The organism is Embleya hyalina (assembly GCF_003967355.1).
Classification (GTDB): domain Bacteria; phylum Actinomycetota; class Actinomycetes; order Streptomycetales; family Streptomycetaceae; genus Embleya; species Embleya hyalina.
Map to the genome: position 1 here is coordinate 1 of NZ_BIFH01000059.1, position 22,359 is coordinate 22,359.

General features: G+C 71.6%; 22 protein-coding genes. 7 read left to right on the plus strand and 15 right to left on the minus strand.

Going from position 1 to position 22,359, the window contains the following annotated elements; genetic code table 11:
* Nucleotides 1–806: 806 nt before the first annotated feature.
* The 6 genes from EMA17_RS48925 to EMA17_RS48950 form a co-directional block, all read right to left on the minus strand.
* Nucleotides 807–2,057 carry a DUF2716 domain-containing protein gene (locus tag EMA17_RS48925; RefSeq protein ID WP_160161856.1) on the minus strand — a complete coding sequence of 417 codons (1,251 nt, stop codon included), beginning with the start codon at nucleotides 2,055–2,057 and terminating at the stop codon, nucleotides 807–809.
* 826 nt (nucleotides 2,058–2,883) lie between these two features.
* Nucleotides 2,884–3,048 carry a hypothetical protein gene (locus EMA17_RS48930; RefSeq protein ID WP_246127395.1) on the minus strand — a complete coding sequence of 55 codons (165 nt, stop codon included), beginning with the start codon at nucleotides 3,046–3,048 and terminating at the stop codon, nucleotides 2,884–2,886.
* Between the two features lie 83 nt (nucleotides 3,049–3,131).
* Complete coding sequence (locus EMA17_RS48935) at nucleotides 3,132–3,374, minus strand: hypothetical protein (RefSeq protein ID WP_126643682.1); 243 nt, start codon at nucleotides 3,372–3,374, stop codon at nucleotides 3,132–3,134.
* A gap of 564 nt (nucleotides 3,375–3,938) precedes the next feature.
* Nucleotides 3,939–4,304, minus strand: a complete 366-nt coding sequence (locus tag EMA17_RS48940; RefSeq protein ID WP_148112350.1) for a hypothetical protein — start codon at nucleotides 4,302–4,304, stop codon at nucleotides 3,939–3,941.
* A gap of 922 nt (nucleotides 4,305–5,226) precedes the next feature.
* Nucleotides 5,227–6,267, minus strand: a complete 1,041-nt coding sequence (locus tag EMA17_RS48945; RefSeq protein WP_126643684.1) for a hypothetical protein — start codon at nucleotides 6,265–6,267, stop codon at nucleotides 5,227–5,229.
* Complete coding sequence (locus EMA17_RS48950) at nucleotides 6,264–6,887, minus strand: RNA polymerase sigma factor (protein ID WP_126643685.1); 624 nt, start codon at nucleotides 6,885–6,887, stop codon at nucleotides 6,264–6,266. The genes EMA17_RS48945 and EMA17_RS48950 overlap by 4 nt, the downstream gene beginning before the upstream one ends.
* 298 nt (nucleotides 6,888–7,185) lie before the next feature.
* On the opposite strand from EMA17_RS48950, the gene EMA17_RS48955 reads away from it, so the two are divergent.
* Nucleotides 7,186–7,419: a hypothetical protein gene (locus EMA17_RS48955; RefSeq protein WP_126643686.1), complete on the plus strand. Its 234-nt coding sequence runs from the start codon at nucleotides 7,186–7,188 to the stop codon at nucleotides 7,417–7,419.
* A 598-nt stretch (nucleotides 7,420–8,017) separates the two neighbouring features.
* Here the strand turns inward: EMA17_RS48955 and EMA17_RS48960 are convergent.
* Complete coding sequence (locus EMA17_RS48960) at nucleotides 8,018–8,467, minus strand: hypothetical protein (RefSeq protein ID WP_126643687.1); 450 nt, start codon at nucleotides 8,465–8,467, stop codon at nucleotides 8,018–8,020.
* Nucleotides 8,368–8,814 (minus strand): hypothetical protein, encoded by a 447-nt coding sequence (locus EMA17_RS48965; protein WP_160161857.1) that lies wholly within the window; start codon nucleotides 8,812–8,814, stop codon nucleotides 8,368–8,370. The genes EMA17_RS48960 and EMA17_RS48965 overlap by 100 nt, the downstream gene beginning before the upstream one ends.
* A 227-nt stretch (nucleotides 8,815–9,041) precedes the next feature.
* Between EMA17_RS48965 and EMA17_RS48970 the strand changes: the two genes are divergently transcribed.
* Both EMA17_RS48970 and EMA17_RS55685 read left to right on the plus strand, forming a co-directional pair.
* Nucleotides 9,042–9,269, plus strand: coding sequence for a hypothetical protein (locus EMA17_RS48970; protein ID WP_126643689.1), 228 nt, complete (start codon nucleotides 9,042–9,044; stop codon nucleotides 9,267–9,269).
* Nucleotides 9,270–9,846: 577 nt separating this feature from the next.
* Entirely contained in the window at nucleotides 9,847–10,839 is a 993-nt protein-coding gene (locus tag EMA17_RS55685) for an HNH endonuclease (RefSeq protein WP_126643690.1), read from the plus strand.
* Between the two features lie 862 nt (nucleotides 10,840–11,701).
* Here EMA17_RS55685 and EMA17_RS48980 read toward each other — a convergent pair.
* The 3 genes from EMA17_RS48980 to EMA17_RS48990 form a co-directional block, all read right to left on the minus strand.
* Complete coding sequence (locus tag EMA17_RS48980) at nucleotides 11,702–11,944, minus strand: type II toxin-antitoxin system RelE family toxin (RefSeq protein ID WP_126643691.1); 243 nt, start codon at nucleotides 11,942–11,944, stop codon at nucleotides 11,702–11,704.
* Nucleotides 11,941–12,207 (minus strand): hypothetical protein, encoded by a 267-nt coding sequence (locus tag EMA17_RS48985; RefSeq protein WP_246127396.1) that lies wholly within the window; start codon nucleotides 12,205–12,207, stop codon nucleotides 11,941–11,943. Before EMA17_RS48985 ends, EMA17_RS48980 begins: the two co-directional genes overlap by 4 nt.
* Nucleotides 12,208–12,481: 274 nt before the next feature.
* Nucleotides 12,482–13,186 (minus strand): hypothetical protein, encoded by a 705-nt coding sequence (locus EMA17_RS48990; RefSeq protein ID WP_126643692.1) that lies wholly within the window; start codon nucleotides 13,184–13,186, stop codon nucleotides 12,482–12,484.
* A 635-nt stretch (nucleotides 13,187–13,821) separates the two neighbouring features.
* Here EMA17_RS48990 and EMA17_RS48995 point away from each other — a divergent pair.
* The 3 genes from EMA17_RS48995 (at nucleotide 13,822) to EMA17_RS49005 (ending at nucleotide 16,635) form a co-directional block, all read left to right on the plus strand.
* Entirely contained in the window at nucleotides 13,822–14,370 is a 549-nt protein-coding gene (locus tag EMA17_RS48995; RefSeq protein WP_126643693.1) for a SigE family RNA polymerase sigma factor, read from the plus strand.
* Nucleotides 14,367–14,945, plus strand: a complete 579-nt coding sequence (locus EMA17_RS49000; protein ID WP_126643694.1) for a PASTA domain-containing protein — start codon at nucleotides 14,367–14,369, stop codon at nucleotides 14,943–14,945. The genes EMA17_RS48995 and EMA17_RS49000 overlap by 4 nt, the downstream gene beginning before the upstream one ends.
* A 568-nt stretch (nucleotides 14,946–15,513) precedes the next feature.
* A complete protein-coding gene (locus EMA17_RS49005; RefSeq protein ID WP_126643695.1) occupies nucleotides 15,514–16,635 on the plus strand; it encodes a methyltransferase domain-containing protein in 1,122 nt (373 codons plus the stop codon).
* 229 nt (nucleotides 16,636–16,864) lie between these two features.
* Here EMA17_RS49005 and EMA17_RS49010 read toward each other — a convergent pair whose 3' ends face one another.
* The 4 genes from EMA17_RS49010 to EMA17_RS49025 all read right to left on the minus strand — a co-directional run bounded on the left by EMA17_RS49010 (nucleotide 16,865) and on the right by EMA17_RS49025 (nucleotide 20,482).
* A complete protein-coding gene (locus tag EMA17_RS49010; protein WP_126643696.1) occupies nucleotides 16,865–18,073 on the minus strand; it encodes a hypothetical protein in 1,209 nt (402 codons plus the stop codon).
* A gap of 422 nt (nucleotides 18,074–18,495) precedes the next feature.
* Nucleotides 18,496–19,287: a phosphotransferase gene (locus EMA17_RS49015; protein WP_246127397.1), complete on the minus strand. Its 792-nt coding sequence runs from the start codon at nucleotides 19,285–19,287 to the stop codon at nucleotides 18,496–18,498.
* A gap of 35 nt (nucleotides 19,288–19,322) precedes the next feature.
* Nucleotides 19,323–20,267 (minus strand): MvdC/MvdD family ATP grasp protein, encoded by a 945-nt coding sequence (locus tag EMA17_RS49020; protein WP_126643698.1) that lies wholly within the window; start codon nucleotides 20,265–20,267, stop codon nucleotides 19,323–19,325.
* A complete protein-coding gene (locus EMA17_RS49025; protein WP_126643699.1) occupies nucleotides 20,267–20,482 on the minus strand; it encodes a hypothetical protein in 216 nt (71 codons plus the stop codon). Before EMA17_RS49025 ends, EMA17_RS49020 begins: the two co-directional genes overlap by 1 nt.
* Before the next feature lie 191 nt (nucleotides 20,483–20,673).
* Between EMA17_RS49025 and EMA17_RS49030 the strand changes: the two genes are divergently transcribed.
* Nucleotides 20,674–21,978 (plus strand): helix-turn-helix domain-containing protein, encoded by a 1,305-nt coding sequence (locus tag EMA17_RS49030; RefSeq protein WP_126643700.1) that lies wholly within the window; start codon nucleotides 20,674–20,676, stop codon nucleotides 21,976–21,978.
* The last annotated feature ends 381 nt before the right edge of the window (nucleotides 21,979–22,359 follow it).

Here is a 22,359-nt window from a genome sequence, read left to right on the forward strand (position 1 = left end):
CTACGCGATTGGCCACCCCATCACCCGCATTCGACTGGCGACCGTCGTTGCCCCGGAACTGCGCCGGCAGCGACCGGGGTTCGCGTCCGGGCCCGTGTTCACGCGGGAGACGGAAAACCGGGGCGGCGTCCCATGGAACAAAACCAATACCCCACGACAGCACAGGATTTGGAACCGCCGCCCATCAACGATTGTTGGAAACAGGCGACTTCACGATCGCCGAACACTTCCAATATTAGGTCGGCATCGGCATCACCGGGCAAGAGCATGCATCAAAACTCGACCCGGGTACGATTCGGGAGACGGGCGGGGTCCCACCGGGACCCCGGACCGGGCCGCTCCGCGGCCCCACCGCCACATCAAGCAAGCGAACCGACACCGACCCGCAGGCCCATCGAACCAGCCTCCACAACTACCACAAGCCCGCCACGCAACCACCAGAAACCGCTACACAAGCGGCCTGGGTACCCTCCTGCGGCCCCCGCACATCCGAACCGCCCATCCCGCCAGAGGCCGGGCAACACGCACAGCGCCATCGACAGACCCGGACACCCGACCCGAAAGTCGTGAGGAAAACCAGACAGGAAAACTCGACAGGAAACCGAGACACGCCGTAGGAACCGCCACGCCTGCAACCCTGGATCGACTCAACGGCATCAAGCCCGTCGACCGGACGTCCCAGGCTGGGACCGGCACAACGACGCGACCGCGGTCTCTGCGGAGATGCGCTCCACCGGTTCACGGCACGGAATGCGGCTCAGTCAGGACATTCGCGAGAAATCGGTGACGGGGCGTCATCCGATTGCTCAACCGAAGGTCCAGACGCCGTCGCCGAGCAGTTGGTCCAGGTCATTGGCGACCTGCTCGATGAGGTCGTCTCCGAAGACGACGAGGGCTTGTTCGGCGTAGTGGGCGAACGTGCCGAGGCGGGCATCCGCGGTGACGAGGAACTGGAACTCATCGTCGGCGATGGCGCTGCCCGGCCAGGGCGGCTGCCCCGGGCCGCCGACGCGGTGCGGATCGAACTCCCAGCCGTTGAGATATGGACGGCACTGGTAGACCCATTCACCGGGCCGGACGCAGGCACGCAGGCCGCGCTCGATGACGCCTTCGGCAGCTGAGATCGCCGGAGCGCCACGGTCAAGCATGCCGTAGAACCAACGGCGCGAGTCGAGCGGCGCTGTATACCGCCCGCTCCCGCTGGCGTAATCGAAGCCGATGCGAGCCTCGCCGCGACGCGCTATCCGTCCGGACCCGGCGTCGTGAAGAGAATGCCTCGCGGGCGGGGCCACAGCGGGCTCGCCTGGCGGGGCCCAGCGGTGGGACCGGACCATCGTGACGTCCCGAAACCCAACGGCCACAAGGGCGCTGCGCAGCTGCCCGTCGGCCTCGGCGACCAGGAACCCCTTCGCCGGCGGCTGGAACCGCCACAACGGCAGCTTGGCGAGCAGTTCGGCACGTGAAGCGGTCAGGCCCCCGACAGCAGCGAACCCGGTGCCCCGAACGGTCTCCAGCCAGCACGCCGCGGCAACCCTTCCGCGGTGAGTCAGCACGCGGACATCGACGTCCCAGTACGGGATCGAGCCCATCGCGTGCCAGACCGACAGGGGGACCCGGTGCGGCCCGGAGCCGGCGGAGAGGTCGAGCGCCTGCTGCGCCTGCGCCTCGTCCCACCGGACCGATTCAATTCCCCACTCCGGCTGCGGCCGGGGGAAGTCGAGCTCGGCGACTTCGCCGACCAGGACACTGCGCTCCCATCCTGCGGTGAAACCCGCCGCTTCCAGCGAGGCCGTCAGCCGTGACGCTTCTGTGTCGTGGGCGAACACGCGCCACTCCACAGGTTCCACACGCGCAGCCGCGCACTGCTGCACTTGCGAAGCAAGCTGCGCGGTCGAGATCGAGGCGTCCAGGGCGGGGTGATCGACGATGCAGTGGGTGCCGTAGTGCGTGAGGGCCAGCGGTCCGATCCGCTCGACCACGGTGCCGAATCGCGGATGCGCCGAATCCGGGCTACGCAGGCTGCGATCGTACGCTGCCAGCAGTTCTTCCACATTCATGACCACCGCGGTATTCAAGCACTGCGGTTCCCGCGACGCCATTGAAAATGTCAGGGACGCCGAGCGCGGTGCGGCTCTCGTCCGGCCAATGGCGAGCGCGAGGACACCGTCTGGCGGCGGCCGACCCCGACCACACGACCACGCACGGCAGTTCCTGGGGACTCACCGCCCGGCCCGTGATCATCCACCCCGAAACGGTCACCCTCGCCCGCGCCCTCGCTCGTACGCGCCTGGCGGCGACGCCCCGGCCCGACCGGCACCCGGCCGTGACCACATTCCTCGGACACACCGCCCACACACTCGGACTCACACGCTGGCCCCCGGACCCGACGACCTTTTGCGGTCCTGGATCCACCACCACACGCGACCCTGAAAACCCCGCTGCCCCTCGGGCCGAGCCCCCGGACCACCCGAAACGGGCCGCCAAACGCTACCGCCGCCTATGGCATCCCCAACCGAACTGCACAAAATCTCAACGCATCCCACAACACCCGCGAAACCCAACAGAAGTGAGAAAACCCCAGCTCACAACCCCGCCCGAGCCCACCCGAACACCCACCCGCACCCCGAAACCACGCCCACCAACCCTGCGCCCGGAACAACCATCCCGATACAACTGCGAAACCCCAGCCCACACCCCACGCCACCCCAGAACCAACGACCACTCACACCAACAACCACCCGGCAGCCAGCGCAACGTCGCACAACGCCACCCACAAGCCCGGCACCCAAACAACAACCCAACCCGAAAGTCGACAGGAAAACCGAGGAGGAAAACTCGACCGGAAAAACGGGTCCCATCGCTTCCGGACACGAAGGCGGATCGTCAGAAGGGGCTGGGTGCGGCCCGAACGACGGTGACACGCAGAACCGACTTGGAGACCTCGTAACGAATGACCACGTCGGCGACGGTGGCATCGCGACAATCCTCGTAGCCCGCACGGGCGGGCGCGGACCCGTTCCCGTACGGATCCCGAGCCAGCACGCTCATGCCCCGCTCAAACGCACGCAACCGATCGGGCCCCAACCGCCTGAGCTCGACCTCCGCGGTCGGCGCATACGCCACCGCGTAACTCACGGCGCGAAGGGGGTGCCGTCGAGGTTGCGCAACCCGGAGAAGTCCCCCGCACGCACCCGGTCCAGAACGGCACGATCCTCCGCGCGCTCCTCCGGCGTCAACGCCCACTCCAACACGATCTTCGCGTAGAGCTGATCGAACGGAGTGTTCGCGAGCTGCTCCTCGAACTCGACACGCTCCTCCGGCCCCAACCGCTCACGAATCTCCGCGATCGTCGCGGGCCTGCCCTCCACCGCCATCACGCCTCCCGAGTCCGTCGGCCCTCCCAGTCTGCCCGCTCCGCGGACCCCGTGTCCGGCCCATCGCCCGAGAGGCTGCGGAGCGTATGCCACGACCCCGAATGCCGGGGCGGCCGAGGAGGCCGCGCGGGCGTCGGGTCGGGTGGAGATGTCGGGCGTGACGAGCATCGGCGACGTCGGCGGCGCTGCCGTCTTTGCCGCGCCCGGGCGACCGATCCCGAAGTACCCCGGCCGGGACGAGTCGTTCACCGTGGTGCCGGTGACCGCCGCCCTGTCCGAACCGACCGACCCCGACAACCCCGTGGACCCGGCGATCGGCGGCCTTGGGGAGGACCACCCCGAACGCGGCCTGTGTCGAGCCACGTTCGTCACGCACCGGTCGTGGGTACGCCGGCTCCTCGACGACAACACCCTCCCGGCGCACGCGCCACTCCACGACGACGAACGCGCCCGCCCGAACGTGACACCACCGACCGGGCCCGGCGGCACCACGCCGGCGGCCACGATCGGGAACCGACCGTCGTCCGGCCCGGCCGGGATCGTCCGAGTCGGCCGCGCAGACGCTCACGCGGGCGGCTCGACCCGCCCCCGCCAGACGACCGCGTCGAGGGACTCCATCGACGCCTCGTCCAGGAACGGACTCGGATCGTTCCACCCGATGTCCCACCACCCCCACGACACACTCCCGCACAGGACCCAGTGCCCGGCGGCGCCGCCGTGCAGGGCGCTGGTCCCCGTGACGGAGAAGTACCTCGCCCGACGGTGTTCCGGCACCGGCACCTCACCCGGCGGCGGCACGTCCAGCGGACGCACGACAGCGCCGGGAACGTACGGCTCGATCATCGCCTTCCGCACATCCCAGAAACACACGTCCAGGACCCGGTCGTCGTCGTAGCGGATCCCGTACTGCGTCTGACGACGGAACACCATCCTCGAATGACCCGCGTCATAGGCCCACAACTGCAACGGCGACTGCGGCACCACCAACGGAAACCCACCCGGCACGAACCGCACCCCGAGCCCTCCCCCAACCGCAGCCGATGCCCATGAACCTCCACCACCGCACCATCATCCCCCGCCACGACCCCGCCTCGCCCAACCCCTCACAACCCCCAACGTCGGGGACACCCGGCACACCCTGAAAGAGCGTTTGCAGCCCCGGCCTTCGACACCGTACGACGGGCCGCCGGGCGCCAACGGCGAGTCCCGCAGTCGTGCGGATCGGCGACAACGAGGACCCAAACACCCTCTCGGCGGCGAAGCCACGGGGGCGGGGCCGGAACAACAACGGCGCAGCGGAGCGGAGCGGAGCGAGCCTTTCGGCGGTGTTCCGGGGTCCTGGTCGTCACCATCGTCCGCGCCGTCGCGCCCTTCGGCCGAACTCCACACGGACAACGACCCCCGCCCCGACCCGATCACCAACACGGACGGACTCCGCAAAGGCCCATGCCTCACCCACCGGCGCGGCAGTCGGCAAGGACTCGGGCTCGGGCTCGGGCTCGGGCTCGGGCTCGGGAACGACACGAACGGCCGCCAAGCACGGTTCCGATACGCGAACACACAGCCCGCCACAGGGGAAATCTCAATCGCGTTGCGCGGCCTTCTCAAACCCTGCGACACCACAGGTCAACCCACCCATCACCGGAAGGCCCACCCACCACCACAGACAGAAGTCCCAGGTCACCAGACACAGGACGAATTCCCGGTCGGTGCCCCACCCCAGGTCAGGCCACCGCACCCCGAACCCGCCACTGAGAAGACGCAGCCGTCGTGGCCGCCCTCGCGAACGAGGCGACCGACGTCCCGGGTTGGGCAACCCCGATCGGATCCGGATCGTTCCTCCCCGACCTGCTCAGCGCCCCTGGGGATCGCCCGGTGTCCAGCGCATCGCCTGGCGGCACTTCGGCGGTTCCGTCGGAGCGTTCGCGTCGTGCGGGGACGCGGAAAGCGTGCGGCCGTCGGGAGTGCGGACGCAATCGTCCGCGCTCCGGGCCTTGCCCGGAACGAAGTCCCAGAGCAGCGCGCCCGACGCGTCGTACGCACGAAGCCGGTCGTCGTTGTTCACGGGTTCGTTCGGGCGCCGCGACGAAGCCGAGACGTACCAGACCCCGCCCGCCATCAACGCGTCCTGCTCGCCTCGACCGACGTCCATGGTGATCCGGCTGACGGCGCCGGTGTATCGGCCCCACGCGCTGGTCGTCCAGTTCCCGGCGAGCGAGTTGCCCCCGCCGCCGCCGTAGTCGACCGGGCCGTCGATCCAGGTGGTGTCCCGGGGGTCGCCCTCCGGGGACGGGACCGATGTCGGGTCCGCTTCGCCTCCGCACCCCACGAACCGGGCCCGGTCGTCGACCGCGATCGCGAAGTACTCGTCCGGCCGACCCGACCGTGGTGTCCGCACCGCCAGGTAGGGGCGGAACTTTTCTGCCAGTTCGGTCTGTGGGCGGCCCTCGGGGTTTGGTACGGTCCGCACGCAGTCGGCCACGAACTTGCGGGCGAGTGGTTCCGACATCGCCCGGTCCGCCGGTACGGGAAGCAGGTTCCTCGACAACTCGGGCAACATCGAGGTGCTTGCGGCGGGAGACGGGGAAGCCGCAGTCGACCCCCTGTGGGGTCGGGCGTCGCTGTCGGGCAGGGCCACGGCAACACCGGCCACCACGGCGGCGACCGATGCGGCGGCGATCAGGGGGACACGGTGTCGCGCGAGAAGTCCTCGCCGGGACGCGCCGGAACGCCGCGCGCCAGCGGCGGCGATCTCGACGGGGACGATCGTGTCGACGAAGGCGTCGGCGTCGTCGAGGCCGTCCGCGTCGTCGAGCAGGGCCAGTACCTCCGCCCGGCGTGCGGCGTGTGCCCGCAGATCCCGGTCGGCGGGCGGGTGGTGGGGGCTCGTCATCGGGACACGTCCTTCACGCACGAAGACGGACGATTGGTCGCGGCGGGATCGCCGGCGGGCGGAGGGAGCGCGGCCACGAGGTCGCGCAGGCGGGCGCGGGCCCGGTGCAGCCGGGACTTGACCGTGCCGACGGCCACGCCCAGGGCCGCGGCCGCCGCCTCCTGGGACAGACCGCTCCAGACGCACAGTTCCAGCACCTCGCGATCGCGTTCGGGCAACGCGGCGACGGCACAGAGCACGCTCGCCATGGCGCGTTCGTCGTCGAGTCGCGCGGCCACCTCGTCCGCGTGATCGGGAGCAGCCGGCGGGAGCGGGAGTCGGGCCTGCAGCGCTCGGTAACGTAGCAGCGCCCGGCCGCTGTTCGCGGCCATGTTGCGGGCGACCCCAAGCAGCCACGGCAGCGCGCTGTCCTGAAACAGCACGACCTCCGCCCGGATCCGCCACGCGTGCAGGAACACGGCGGAGGTCAGGTCCTCGGCGTCGGCCCACGAGCCGGTGCGCCGAAAGAGAAAGTTGTGCACCGCGCGGGCATGGCGATCGAACAGGTCACCGAACGCGGAGCGTTCGCCCGCGCAAGCCCTGTCCCACAAATCGCGGTCGGTCTCGGTGGAGATGTTCACACCCCTACATGTGCGCGGCCCACCCGGGGGTTCCCACTATCGTGCCGGAAAGGATCGGAAACCCGCCGCGAAGGGGTTCTCGCCGCGGCGGCGCGGCTGGGCGGCCGTCGCAACTGCCTCGGAGGCCGTGTGCGGCAATTCGATGGTCACAACCACATCGTGCCGGTCCATCGCAGGGCAAGGCGAACCAGCGGACGAAGACGGTTGATGAAGGAACGGACGCGGCGGCTCGACGTCGGTCTCCGGGGTCCTCCGATTCCCGCCGCCACGGCGCGCATCGGGAGAAGGGGAGAGATCCGTGTCTTCGATCATCCGGTCGCGCCGCCCGTACCCGCGTTGGCGGCGCGGCGCGGTCTCGGTGGTCGCGAGCACGGCCCTTACCGTCGGCGGACTGGTGGCGCTGGCCGGGCCTGCGGCGGCGGACGGGATGTGCGGCACCCCGGTGGTCTCGGGCGCCACGACCACGATCACCTGCTCGGCCGGGGCACCGGCAGTGTCACCGTCCCGCCGGCCGTATCCGGTGTGGTCGTGACGCTCGACGGCGCCGGGGGCTTTGCGAACGGGGTCGGGTGCCCGGTGGCGAGGGCGCCCACGTGGTGGCCACGCCGGCCGTCACCCCCGGGCGGGTCCTGAACGCGACCGTCGGCAGGAAGGGCCCCTGGACACCGGGTTGCCCGCGGGCAATGTGGGCGGGCTCGGCGGGGACCTGGTCGCGGTCACCGACTCCACCGGCACCCCGCTGCTGACCGCCGGGTCCGGCGGCGGCACCGGGGCCTTCTCCTTCGCCGGCCAGCGCGGCGCCGACAGCGGCCGCAACGGCCTCGGCGGCGGCGTCGGAGGGCTCGCGGGGCGGCGGCGGCGCGGGCGGCGAGGCCGGGACCGCCACCGCCAGCGGCGGCGCGGGCGGCGAGCGGGATCGGCCAAGGCACCTCGACCGCGGGCGCCTCCGGCACCTTCCCCAACGGCAACGCCCAACCCGGCGGGCAGGCCGTCCTCCCCGGCGGGCGCGGGCGGGGCGGCGGGGCCGGCTACGGGGCCGGAGGCCGGGGCGGCACCGGCAACTCCGGCATCGTGAACGGCAATCCCGTCGTCGGGGCCGGGGGCTCCGGCGGCGGCCTGATCCCCAGCACCTACCCCGACGCGACCTCGACCCTGGTCGACAGCTCGAACGCGGGCGACGACTCCATCGTGTTCGTCTTCACCCGGTCGCGGGCGGTGCGAGCCCGGTCGAGGTGGTCGAGCGTGATGTCGCTGCGGTGTCGGGTGAGGCCGATCTCGTGGTCGAGTCCGTGTAATCGGTCGTGGTCGATCGGGGGGTGGGTGAGCAGGTGGACGCGTTCGCGGGTGAGGTCGGTGAGGTGTCGGTGGAGGTGGTCGGCCAGGACGTAGAGCAGCAGGGCGGCCTTCTCGGCGCGGGCGTGGGCCCGGTGGCTCTCGTCCAGGGCCTTGCGGAGTTCGTTGGCCTCCTCCAGCGCGGCGATCAGACGGTCGCGGTCGTCGGGTGATCGCGGGGTCGGCGCGGGGGATCCGGGGCGCGCGGACCCGGGGCACGGGAACGCCCGCTCGGTGTCCGCGGGCACGGGGCCGGCGCCGCGGGGTGAGGCGGCGGTAGGCGGCGGTAGGCGGCGGTAGGCGGCGGTAGGCGGCGGTAGGCGGCGGTCCACAACGCGCGGGCGTGCTCGAGGCGTTCGTGTTGGAGGGTGTGCTCGTTGGTGCACACGCCAACGACCGCCGCGACCAACTCCCACGTCAGACCCTCGCCGTTCAGGCGTGTGCGCAGCACGCGCAGGGTGGGCACGGTCGCGGCGGGCACGCGGTCGGGGCGGTCGTGGTGCGCGGGCGGGGTCAGATGCTCGGGAGTCAGCGCGGCGTGCAACGCCCGCACGGTGACACCGGCCTCGTCCAGCCAGTCGCGCAACAACCACACCAGATCGTTCAACTCCCGGCTCGAGGCGTTCGGTTCGTCCCACGCCCGCCCCCTGCCCGCGTCGTTGTCCCGGGACAACCCGGGGTTGTTTCCCGAACAACCCCGGCACGTCCGCCGAACAATCATCCAACCCGGTCACCGACAGCGTCCGGGCCGTAATCGTGGGTTCCGTCGGTCACCTCGGACCGCGCAACTCGCCCACACCCGAACCCTGTTGGGAGAAACCCGTGCGAAACCCCTTCCGGCGCCACACCCCCACCGACACGAACCCCGACTCCCCCACCGACCGGCCCGACACGACCGACACGACCGGCGGGACCGCATCACCGCGGCGGCGACGACGCGTCCGCACCGCGCTCGCCACCCTCGCACTCGTGATCCTCGTCGGAGCCGGCCCGGAAACCGGACACCTCACCGGAACGATCGCCGACATCACCCACACACTCCTCGGCTGAGCCGACTCCGCCCGTCCGCGCACAGGCCCGGACGGAAGCCGCCCGGGGCATCCCCGGATGACGGCCACGACGGCAATCGGGGACGTCGGGCGGCGGGAGGAGAACACGGGCGGGGACACGACGAGTTCGCGGTAGGACACGGCCGGCCGAACGGCGACACCACAGTGAGGTTCGCGTGGGGTTCGAGGCGTCGATCGGTGACCGGTCGACCGCCTCGGGCGTGTCCGGGCCCGCTCACGCGCCACCGGACCGGCCCGGCGTCCGACGGCCGGCCCTCGAACGTCGACCCGACGCGAGATGCCCTACCGGGCCGGCTCCGGCAGCGTCGGGGGTCGGCCGGTGTCGAGGTCCCGAAACACCTCACCGCGCCGCCGCGGCGCACGGCCCGATCCCCCGCCCGGACACAAGAGAATCCATGGGGATTCCCGCGATACATCCGGCATTCCAGCCGAACCTCGGAACCGCAGGTCATCACACCGCAGGTCCCCGATCGGAACCGGACACCCGCGATCCGGGCGGGTCGAACGGCACCTTGGGAAACACGGATCCGTCCGGCCGAACCCCGGGACCACAGCCCATGCCCACAAAGAAACCCGAGAACTCACAGGGCGCGGCCTCGCGCAAGCCCTTGGATCCCCGCACACGACAATGCCGGTCCGCCGTAGTCTGCGTGGCCGGGGTGTGCGCGGCACCCGTGAGCGTGGGGGGCCTGTTGGACAAGGAGCAAGGTGTCGACGGCATTTGGCGGAAGGTGCCGGACGGGCCCTCGTGCATACCGGGATGGCTGGTGCAGTACGCCAAGCCGCATCGGAACCTGGAGGTCGTCGTCCGACGGAAGCGGAGCGAGGACGGGCGGTTCCACGACTACGAGTACGGCCTCGCGTGCACGCTCCACCTTCGTGGTCATCCCATCGGGCGGCGGCTGGTCCCCGGGGCGCGCGAGGGCGAGTACACCGAGCGGAACAAGCTGTGGTGTCCCGATTGCACTCCGGGGACCACGGCCGCACAGCTTCGGGTGGAGCCGCTTCCCGAGGAGACCGCCACGACATCGGCGGCGGACGCGACGATCCCCGTGCCGACCGACTACCGTCGGCGGGTCCGGGACCTGGAGGCCCCGGATCGGGGGAGTCTCCCGCCGCGCGAGACCGCCGTCCTCCGGCTGCGACGCTCGCGCGAGGCACGGAGCCTGGTCGTCGCACGCTCAGGCGGCCGGTGTGAGAGTCCGGTGTGCGCGAGCGGCGACTTCCGCGAGGTCACGCCGGCCGGCGAACCGATACTCGAGGTCGACCACGTCCGGGATCTCGCCGGCGGCGGCCGGGACCACCCGGAGAACATGATCGCGTTGTGCCCGAACTGCCACGCCGTCAAGACACGCGGAACGAATGCCGAACGACTCCGCGAAATCTTGCGCGACACCGCCCGACAACGACACGCCCGGGCCATGGAAACGAGCACGGAACCAACCGGCGCGCACGACGACCCTGGCGACACCGGAAGCCGTACGCGGGCTCGGGGGCCGGGCAACGGCTTCGGACCCTCCGCCTCGGGAAGAGCCGAACACCGGCACTGAGCCGCGTCGAAGAGGACACGACGGCACGCGTGTCCGGGCCGCGACCCGTGCGGGCAGCGATCCCGTCGCGCGCCCGCACGCGAGGTCCTCGAGCGGGCACGGGCGTAGGGGTGCCGCGCCGATCGGCCCGCCGTGTGCCGTATGAAGGTGCGACACGGCCGGAGCGCCCCGGCGGGCGCGACGCCCTCGACGTGCGGGACCTCGACGTCGTTTCCCGCACGGCGCCACACGAACCGAGACGAGCTGGAAGGTTCGCGCCACGGCGAGAGGATGTCGACGACGGTCACCGGAAGCCGATGGGCTGTGATCCGGTACACGACGAGAATCCCGCAGCCGAGCGTCACCTCACGCCGGTCCTTCGACCGGGTCGCGACGGAGCCGCTCCCCCACGGGTCTGCGGCGGTCGCGTCCATGCCGGTCACGGCCTCCGAGCCGTCGTGGAACGCGTGGAGTACACGGGGCGCACCCATCACGCGTTCACCACACCGGATCGCACGGTCCGCTACCGTCGCCCGCACGACCAGGCGTAGAACGACGAGCAACTGTCGCCGATGCCGGGGAGAAGGCCGGCGTTCTCGTAAGTCACCGCACCCTCGCCGGCGAACGAGCCGGCGCCCTCGCGTCAGCGCAGTGGCACATCCAACGGTTTGCCACCCCCGGAGTCGTCTCCACCGGATCGTCCGCACCCGACCACCACGCCACGACCGTCCCGATCAGGACCCCGGGCGTGCGGCAACCCGGAACGCCAACCGACCCCCGACGCGGCCCGCGGATACAACTCGCCGAACCCCACCGAGGAAGACGAAGCCGGCATCGCGGACCCTGGCCGCCGACTCCGAGGGTGACCGGTCGGCGTGTGTGTTCAGAGCGGGATCAGGTGCACGACGGTCACCACCAGGACGCCGGCGCTGATCACGTAGACCACGATGACGTCACCGAACGCGACGGTGCGCCGGTCCGGATCCTTGCCCTCGGGACGCGTACCGCTGCGATACGGATCGTCGGCAAGCTCCCGCAAGCCCCGGTCGACGGCGCTCCTCTGGCGGGCGTCGAGGTGGTCGTAACCGTCGCGGGCCTCGTCGGTGAGCTGGACACGCCAGGTCACGGCGTCGCGGGCGTGCCGTCGGGATTCACGACACCGTCCAGGTCGCCGGCCTCGATCCGCGCCACGGCCGCGTCGGCGTCGTCGCGGGCCTCGCGCGGGATCGCCCACGACACCGCGACCTGCGCCAGATGCCGCAACTCCGCGTCGCCGATCTCCCGGTCGAACTCCTCCCGCTGCTCCGCCGACAACGACGCGCGGATCTCGTTCAACGTGCCCGGCAACGTCACCGTCTCGCCCCGCACCCGCATCGTCGGCCTGTGCATCCCCCGACCCTCCCCGGTGTGCCGCCACGAACACCGACCAGTATGCGCGCACCACCACACCCACGGAACCACCCACACACAAGCCGGAACCGGAACACGTCGACCCCCCGGCCGGCCGCCGGGGAGGGCGGATCGAACCGCCCGAAACGCCGGGAGGGCATGAGGCGGAACATCGACGACGCCGCGATCGGGGACGGGCCGGTCCCGCGCCGGGCGGGCTTCGACACCCGCCGACACCCGACCGCCGCCGCCATGCCGAACACTCGCGGTGGGTTCAGAACGGGCCGGGCATCGGCTCGACCAGCGCCGCGAGTTCGCGCAGCTCACGCGCCTGTGCGACGTGTTCGTCCGCCAGGGGCGGCTCCAGGACCGCGAGACGCTCGAGGTGCTCGGCCTGGGTCCTCAGGCCACTCGCCCACGCGACCCCGGACTCCAGGCTCCCACCCGGACTCGTCCTCCACAGCGCCGCGGCCTCGGCACGCCCCCGATCCGCCTCCTCCCGCGCGGCCTCCCCCGACGGGCCCGCGGACACCAGGCCCGCCGTCACCACACCCTCGACCCCCGGCTCCACACCGCGATACCAGGCGTCGACGTCACCGGCGACGGTCACCGAATCGACCCGACCGGGCGGACGTCGTCGACCCGCTCCCACCCAGTCCCGGACCGGACCCGCCCACCGCCCACGCGCCTCGTCCTCGCCCACCCCCGCCAACACCGCGACATCGGCCCAGGACGCACCGCCCTCCAACGCGACGACCACCGCACACTCCACCAACCGCGCCGCAAGGTCCGCCAGGCGCAGCGCCGCCTCCAGGTCGTGCCCGGGTCCGCGCCCCGCGCCCCGCGCGAGCGGCACCGCGTCCCACGCACACACCGCCACCTCGCGCAGGACCTCCGCGTGCGCGACGTAGGCCTCGTCCAGGGGAACCAGGGGCCCGGGGCCGACAACCCCGGCTTCGGAAACCGGCCGATCACTCATGATTCCTCCGATACAACGAGACGGGATACACCACACGAAGCCACTCCGCAACAACACGACGGACCCGGCATCCACTGAAAACCGAGCCCGAAAGTCGTAAGGAAAACCAGACAGGAAACCGAAAGGCGCCCCACAGGAACCGCCACGCCAGCGACACCGGTTCGCCTCAACCGCGGCCAGGACCCGCCGACCGGACGTCCCAGGCCTCACCCGCCGAGGCAGCCCTCGGAAACGACACCGATCAGGAACGACACGAACAGCCACCGAGACGCAACCCCGCCCCCGTCCACAGGTTTTCCCAACCGAACCGACCATCCGTCCCAAATCCTGCAAACCACAGGCCACAAGCCAGACCAAAGCCGAGCAAGACGCAAAACCCAGGCCACGCACCCAAGATCCAAAATCCCAGATCCTGCAAACGCACCGGTCAACACATGATCAATCGACAAGAACTTTCAAAACAGCCGGGACGGAGCACCCGCCCGCACCCCGGGCGGCAGCGGCGCGAGGTCCTGGGACACCCTTCCGTCCCGGCTGTGATTCACGTCACTGCCGGCGGCTCGGTGCAGCACCCGGCCCCGTTCCGCCGTCATGGGGGCAGTGATCGGGACGGGACGAGGAGAGGAGGTCGGCGGGTGAGGTTTCGCAGGAGCGGTCCGGGCAACGGATTCACGGAGTTCGTCGCACAGCGGTCGGGAGCGTTGTTCCGCACCGCGTATGCGCTGACCGGTGACGTGCACGTGGCCGAGGATCTGGTGCAGGAGACGCTGGAGCGGGCGTGCCGACACTGGCGGAAGGTCGCGGTGGCGGACTCGCCGGAGGCGTACGTGCGCAAAGTGCTGGTCAACCTGGCCAACGACCGCTGGCGGCGGCTGTCGCGCCGGGGCGAGCGCCCCGGGCTGTCGGGGGTGCCCGAGACGGCCGACCCCCGGGACCGGTTCGGGCAGGTGGATCTGCGCGCGGAACTGATCGAGGCACTGCTCGGGCTGCCGATGGGCATGCGCAGCGTGGTGGTCCTGTACTACCTGCACGATCTGGACGCCCGGCAGGTCGCCGACGTCCTGGACATCTCTTCGAGTGCGGTGAGGTCCCAGCTCGCCCGCGGCCTGGCCAAGCTGCGCGATTCCGTATCGGGCGCCCAGGCGCCGCACCCGCCGTCGGCCGCTTTCGGAGGTACGAAGTGAGGAACACGTCGTCCGGACCGGCCCCGTTCGAGCCGGGCCTCGAAGCCGAGCTGCGTGCCGCGGTGGCCTCCTTCGCCGACGGGCCGACGGCGCCGGTCGTCGACGCGGCCGCGATCGAGCGAGCCGTCGGCCGCGGCCGCACCCGCCGGGCGCTCCTCGGCACCGCTGCGGCGTGCTGCGTGCTGGCGTGCGCCACGGTGGGGTCCTTCGCGCTGAAGCCCGTGCCGCCCGCGCCCGGCGCCTCCCCGTCCCTGTCCCCACCGGCGAACGGGGCGTGCACCCCGCTCGCCACCGGCACCCCCAGGAGCGGAAGCGCCGACGCGACTCCGACACGGGAGCAGGAGCGGACCGCGGGAGCGGGCATCGCGCTGCCGGACCTGGCCGGCATGCCGGTCGAACAGGCCGAAAGCCTGCTGCGCGGACTCGGACTGAGCTGCACGATCATGCGGCACACGGACTGGAACGCTCCCGCCGGGCAGGTGATCGGCAGTCACCCCCGGGGCGGCGCGGAACCGGTGGCACCGGGCTCGTCCGTCCTCCTGCTGGTCTCGACGGGCAAACCCGGCAGAACCTGAGCGACCGGGCCCTTCGGCCCGCGCACCGGCCGAGTGACCCAGGGGCCGGTGCCGGGCAGTCCGTCGACCGCGGCGCACCGGCTGGACGCGCCGGACTCGACGGCGCGAACGACGTGATGTTCGCGACGGTCACCGCGATGTCCCCGGACGATCGGCGCGGCGCGGCGAACACCGCACCGGAACACGGTCGCGCACGCCCGTATCGTCGTCCCGGTCGAAGCGACGCCGAGTGGCGAACGCACACCCCGTACGACGAACCCGGTGCTGCTCTGACGGCGCCGGACACTCCTTCGCCTGGGCGCAGCGGAGACGTTGGCCTGTGGGAATTGAGGCGGCCGGGGGTGCCGCGCGACGGGTGGTGTGGGTCGCGGTGGGGTGTGTCTTCCGCGCCGATGTGGTGTTGCGTCATCATGGGGTTTCTCTGGGTGATCGAGGAGGCGTTCATGGGACAGCACGAGAAGCCGCCGCCGGATCCGTCGAAGGGGAATCCGCCGCCGAACAACTCCGATGGGCAGGTGCCTGCTCCTCCGCCGTCGAACGGCCAGCACAAGAAGGACAAGTAGCTCGCGTGGATGTTGTCGAGGCGCGGTCGCGGTTGGCGGTCGAGATGGATCGGCGTGGGCAATGGCCACAGCGCGCGCCGTGGATCCGGCTTGCCGTGGAGTCCACGCCCCGGGACGAGTTCGCGCCGGACCGGCTGTGGCGCTGGGACGGCGACGGCTATGTGCCGGTCGATCGGGGGGTCGACGAGGACGCGTGGGTGGCGCTGGTGTACGCGGGGCCGGACGACGCGGCGGTGACGCAGGTCGTCGACGGGGTTCCCACGTCGAGCCTGTCGTGCCAGGCGGTGGTGGTGGACATGCTCGACTCGCTGCTCCTGGAACCCGGGCACCGGGTCCTGGAGTTGGGTACGGGGACGGGGTGGAACGCGGCGTTGGCCGCCCGGCGCGCCGGGCCCGGCAACGTCGTCAGCGTCGAGGTCGATCCGGGCTTGGCCGAGGGGGCCCGCAAGGCACTCGCGGCCTCCGGGCTGGACCTGTGCGTCGAGGTCGGGGACGGCGCGGCCGGTCGTCCGTCGGAGCGGCTGTGGGACCGGGTGATCTCGACGTACGCGGTGGAGCGGGTGCCGTGGGCGTGGATCGCGCAGGCCCGACCCGGAGGCCGTGTGGTCACACCGTGGGGGCGGTTGGGGCACCTCGCGTTGACCGTCGCGGACGACGGAGGCTCGGCGAGCGGGTGGGTTCAGGGGCTCGCCACGTTCATGCCCGCCCGGGGCACCCCGGCCGAACGTGGTTTCGCCGATGTACGCGGCGACGCGGAGGTCGGGGAGGAGCGCGAAGTCGTCCGGGACCTGGCGCCGTTGTGCGACGACGCGCATCTGCTGTTCGCGTTGCGTGTCGCGCTGCCCGAGCTGCGGGTGCGCGCCGCGCGCGACGCCGACGGCGTCAATGCCTGGATCCACGATGGCGACGCCTCCTGGGCCGTGTACTCCGCGTCCGCGGACGGCATGACGACGCTGTACCAGGGCGGCCCACGGCGCTTGGGCGACGAGGTGGAGACGGCCTGGGACCGGTGGATCGCCGCCGGTGCCCCGGGGCTGTACGACCACGGAATGACCGTCACTCCCGACACGCAGTTCGTGTGGGCCTACGACTCCGACACCGGGCCCAGGTGGCCGACGACCACGTAACCCGCGTGACGGCGGCGCCAGGCGACGTCGGCCGACCGTGGACGAGAACTCCACGACACGGATCCACGCGGGCCGGTCGTCCGTCCCGGCCGGCCCGCTGCGCCTGCCGTGTCCGGCCGGGATGTCGCCCGAACATCTGCCTCGTCAACGCATCTGCACCGTCGTTGTCCGGGCTGGTGCCACCGTCCGCAGCCGTCGTACACCACCACCGGTCCCGGCGTGCCCCCGCTCACTCAAGCGAAGATTGTCCGTTCGACTTGGTGTCGGCGGCACGGGTTGTCGAGGTTGCGTGTGCTCGCCACCAGTTCATCAACACCTCGCGAGTGATGTGGGCGTAGGTATGCAGGTGCATGGGCAGATCTGCTGCGCTCCAGGTGCTCGAACCGGCGGCAGAGGCGAGCCCGGGTGGGCGCTCGGGCGGTGTCTGGCCGGTGAACGTGAACGGGGCCGCGCACATGGGCGAGGGAAACGGCAGCCCGACATGGAGCTTCTTGCTGCGATAGCCGTACACCTGTGTCGCGGCCGCGATGAGGTTCTCGCGCTCCCACAGGACCCTGTCCGTCTCGGGACGTCGGGATGGCGGGGCGGGGAAGTACCTCTCTATCAACGACCGGTAACGCGCTGTGCTGCGGACCAGTGGTCCTGCGGCCTTCGCGACCACGCACAGCAGGTCTTCGTCGCCGGCCGCAACAAGGGCCTTCCGGACCTTCTCGTTCCACAAGCCCAGGGTTTCGACGGGATCGGTGATCGCCTGTTCCTCGACCGCGACCGTCTCCAGCGCCGAGACCAGCCACAGCCAGGCGATCTCGGGGTCCTCCTCGGCCCACCACAGCGCGTCGCGGTAGTGGCGGGCCGCGCGCATCAACGCCAGGGCGTGTCCGGGCGCCAGGTCCCGAAAGCGGCCCATCCACTCGGCCACTCCCTCGAACGGGACTACCCGACCGGCCAGGCCGGGAAGAACTTCGGGAGGTTCGGGAAGGCGGAACGGGCAGGGTTCATGGTCGTACTCGACGGGACGACCCCGCAGGTCGGAGTCGTCCTCGAACACCCGCACCGCACCGCCGGACCGCAGCCGTACTCCCAGAGCCAGCGAACCGAGGACCGCGATTTCGTCATCCGGCCTCAAAGCCAACCACCCCTCGGCGTCGGTCGCATCCATCTTCGGCGTCCGACGCGGCACGTGATCGTCCACGCGCAGAACCACGCCTGCGCGCATGCGAGGTCGGAACGGAGCCGGAAGGGTGCTGATGAACCGATACGGGCCACTGTCACCCACAGGCCCACCGGCGAACGATGCGTCGCTGTAGAGCGCGAACTCCGCGGTGGTCACCACGGGTTCTCCCGCGTCCCGACGCCGCCAGTTGTCCCAGGCCCACGGCGCGGCCGCACCAGCCGGGCCGTCCTCGATCCCGCTCGTCTGTTGTGCATCGATGTCCACCCCATGAGCGTCTCAGTAGGCATCTGATCCGGCCACGGGTTTGCGAGCGCTGCTCACTGGCCACTTGCCTCTGAAGATGGGTTCGCTCAGGTGAGCGGCCGTGTCGGGGCGTGGTCCCGAAGCGTACGCCTCGGCGGGTGGGGCGACGGGGCGCTTCGGGTGCTGTCGGCGCCGCGGGTACCGACCGGGGACGCTGCGCATCCGGGCTCGGTGGAGGGTGTCGACGGTCGCTGTGGGGTCGGTGGAGCGGACGCCCGATCGGTGCCGGTTCGACGTGCGGCCCGCGCGTGGCCGCGCCCGCGGCCGCGCTGTCGTCGCCCGCAGGTGTCGAAGGCGGCTGCTGTCGAGGCGGGGTCTCTCGGGCGTGGGCATCCGGGGCAGGGCGCACGCGGGGCTGGGCGGCCCGTGGTGGTCGGTGGGGTCTAAGTTGTTGCGTGTGCAATGAGGGCCTCGAGTTCCGGGGCCGGCCATGGGCGGGCGTCGGCGAGGGGGACGTGGTGTCGGCCGGTGGCGATGTCCTCGAGGAGGTCGTCGAGGGTGACGCCCGGGCCGACGTCGCGGGTGGTGGCGGGGGTGGTTCCGGTCCAAGCCCAGCGCAGGGCGGCGGCGAGGGCGTGGCGTTCGTCGGCGGGGGTGAGACGGATGTGGACCTCGGGTGGGGTGTGCAGGAGTTGGCGGGCGACGCCGGGTGTGGTGGCGTGGTCCATGCCGCCCCGGTAGGGGCCCGCCGGTGGCAACAGGCCCTGGTGGTGGGTGTATTCGTGGTCGACGAACACGGGCTGGTCGCCGGGGTCGATCAGGATGTTCCAGGGTTGCAGGTCGCCGTGGCGCCATCCGGCGGCGTGGAGGTCGTCGAGTCCGGCGAACGCGCGGTGGGCGATCGTGGTCAGGCGCGGTGCGAAGTCGGGCGGCGGGTCGGGGACGCGGCCCAGGGCGCACCACCGCCACAGGTCGACGCCGGGCAGGAACTCCACCGCAGTCCAGACCCCGTCGCCGACGCGCCCGTGTCGGCCGTCGGCGGGATGCAGACCCCGGGCATGCAGCAGTCGCACGGCTTCGGCCTCGTGCAGCAGCAGGGCTGCGGCGGCCGGTTCGGTCGTGGTCTTGATCTTCCAGCGGCCGGCCCGCCAGGCGTCGGTGTGGTGTGTGGTCAGGGGGTGGGGCTCGTCGGTGACGTCGAGGGCGGCGAGAGCGGCGGCGAGCAGCGGGTCCATCGTCACATCCTCGCGCGCACGGGCGCCGTGCGGTGTCAGGTGGCAGTGGTTGCGCGGGTGTGGTGGGTGAGGAGGCGGGCGATCGCGGTGGAGATCGGCAGGTCGGTGAGGGCTTCGATCCAGCCGAACTCGCCCGCGCAGTTGGTCTCCAGGTAGGTCCAGCCGTCGGCGGTGACGACGAAGTCCAGCGCGGCGTAGACCAGGCCGAGTTCGCGCACGTGTTCCACACAGGCGCGTTCGACGTCGGCGGGTGGCGTGATCGCGGCATGGCGGCAGTCGGCGGCAGGGACGGTACGCCAATCGAGGGCACCGTCGGTGGCGATCGACGCGGCGAACACCCGATCCCCGACCACCGTGACGCGGGCGTCGAACAGGCGGTCCTCGACGAGGGCCTGGAGGTAGTGGACGGTGCCGGCGATCGCGTCGAGGTCGTCGCACGCGCGCAGGCGGGTGGTGGGGATCAGGGTGGTGTGGCGTTGGGTGAGGGCCTTGACCACGACCTTGTCGCGGTGGGCGGTCACGAAGGTACGGGCCGTGTCCGGGTCGCACGTGAACAGCGTGTCCGGTACGCGCAGACCGTGGCGGGCGGCGCAGGCGAGCTGGGTGGGTTTGTGCTCGGACGCGTCGACCACGAGCGGGTCGTTGATCCACAGGACGGGATGGGCGCGGAGCAGGCCCAGGAGTGCGGTGGTGTTCTCGTCGGCGCGCCATCGTTCGTCCGCGTCGGGGTGGGTGTCGGGGCGGGTGGGTTTGCGCCAGTACACCGAGGTGGCGGGGCCGACGGTCACGGCCCGCCGGCCGTCGTCGATCGTGGTGGCCCAGGTGCCGGCGGCGAACCGGCCGCCGGCGGTGACGGTTTCGCGCAGGCGGCCGGGGTCCAGGCGGATGAACGCGTCGCGGCCGAGGCGGCTCGCCACCAGGTCGGCGGTGAGGTCGTCCTCGGCCGCGACGACGATCACACGGGCTTCGCGAGGGGGCATTACTTGGGGTCGTCCTTGCGGCGCACGCCGCCCTGGTCCTGCGTGCTGGTGTAGTTCGCCACCGTCGCCGGATCGGCCGCCTCCACCAGCAGCCGGCCGTCCGCGACGACGTTCGCGCCGACCAGCGGGTCGTAGCGGTGCTCCGGCAACGGCAGAGAGCGGCCGGTCGGGGCGGGAATCGGGAGTCGGCGGGTCAGGAGCAACGGAGTTGCCACGGGAAGTCCCTTCGTGTGTGGTGCGAACCGTCGTGCGTTTCCAGGACATCGCGTCGGGGCGGGGGTGGGAAGGCGGTGTGCGGGGTGTGCATGCGGTGTGCGTGTTGTGCACATGGCGTCGACGCTGGGTGATTCGCCGGCTACGGTGGGGGCGGACATCGTCTGCACGCCGCGCGCCCGAGGGGGTCGTGATGGTCGAGCTCCGTCCGCCGTGGGATACGCCGCGGGTGCGGGTCCTGGCCGCGCGTGGTGATGTCGGGGGCCTGGTGCGTCTGGGGCGATTGGCGCGGAAGTGGCGGCAGTGCGACCTGGGGTCGATCGTCGGCTACTCCGCGTCGACCGTCTCGCGCCTGGAGTCGGGCGCGCGTTCGGGTCGGGACGTGGCGGTGTTGCGCAGGTTGGCCGCAGCGGTGGACATGCCTGTCGGGGTGCTGGGCGCGGCACTGGGTGTGAGCGCGCCGCTACCGGCTAGGGTGGGCCGGACCGCCGTGCGGCGGGACGAGGAGGACGATTCGATGCGCCGACGCCGCCTGCTGACCGCCTCCCTCGCGGCCGTCCCCGCCACGATGCTCGGCGGGATCGACCAGGCGCTCGCGTCCATCCCCACCCGCTCCTCCCCCACCACCGGGAACGATGTGCTCGCCCTGTTGGCGCGGGCTCGCGGGTGGTACGACGGCGGTGATCACGCCCGATTGGTCGCGGCGTTGCCGGAGTTGCTCGCGGCCGGCCACACCCACGCCGACACTACGGGCGACGCGGCGGCGTTCGCGCGTCTGGCCGCGTGCTACGACCTCGCCACCGAAACCCTCTCCAAGATCGGCCGGTACCAGCGGGCGCGGACCGCGGCCGACCGGGCGACGGTGTACGCCCACCAGTCCGGCGCACCCCTCGCGGCCGCATCGTCGGCGCGGATGCTCGCCATCGTGTTGCGCCACCAAGGGCAGGAGGCCACCGCGCAGCGTGTGACGCTGGAAGCGGCCGCGCGCGTGGAGGCCACCGGGTTGAGCACCCCGGAACAGGCCGCCGCCTACGCGCAGATGCTGTGCACCGCCGCCTACACCTGCGCGGCGGCCGGGGACCGGGCGAACGCGCTGGAGTTGATGGCCGACGCCAAACGTGCCGCCCGGCGCGTGCCGAGCGGGCCCGAGGCGCGGACGGTGTTCACGGTCACGCCCGCATCGGTGGGGTTGTACGAGATCGGGGTGCTGTACTCCCTCGGCGACGCCGGCGCCGCCCTGCACGCCGGACGCGACCTCCACCCGGGACGGTTCCCCACCGCCGAACGGCGCGGACGCCTGCACACCGACCTCGCCCGCGCGTGGTGGCAACTCGGCAAACCCGAACAGACCGCCGCCGCCCTCATTGCCGCCCACCACGAAGCACCCGGCGAAGTCCGCGACCGACCCACCATCCGCCACATCGTCACCGAACTCGCCGAACGACACCCCCATGCCATCGGCGTCGCCAACCTCCTCACCACCACCGGGATCCGTTGACGACACCCGCCCCCGACGAAGACCACCGGCGGGCAAATGCGCCCGGGTCCTCGAGTCCTCCGCGAGCGTGGCCGCGCGACGTGCCGGGAACCGGTTCTCGACGTCGGCAAGGGGACGGAACCCGCCATCGACGTCCCCTCGTGTCGAGCCGCCGAACACCGCCCACCGGCAGCCGCACGCACACACGGCGGGAAGGCGCGAAACCGAGCCCGCCGTCGACCCGTCGATCCTTTGGCCGGTCGGTGACTCGATGGCGTGCATGAGCCGGGTTGTCGCCCCGTGCCCGTAGCCTCCCCGACGTCGGACGCGCGTCGGCCGCGTGCCGCGGGATCGACGGACGAGCGGCGGGGGTTCGGCGTGGCGGGTATGTGGGACGTGGTC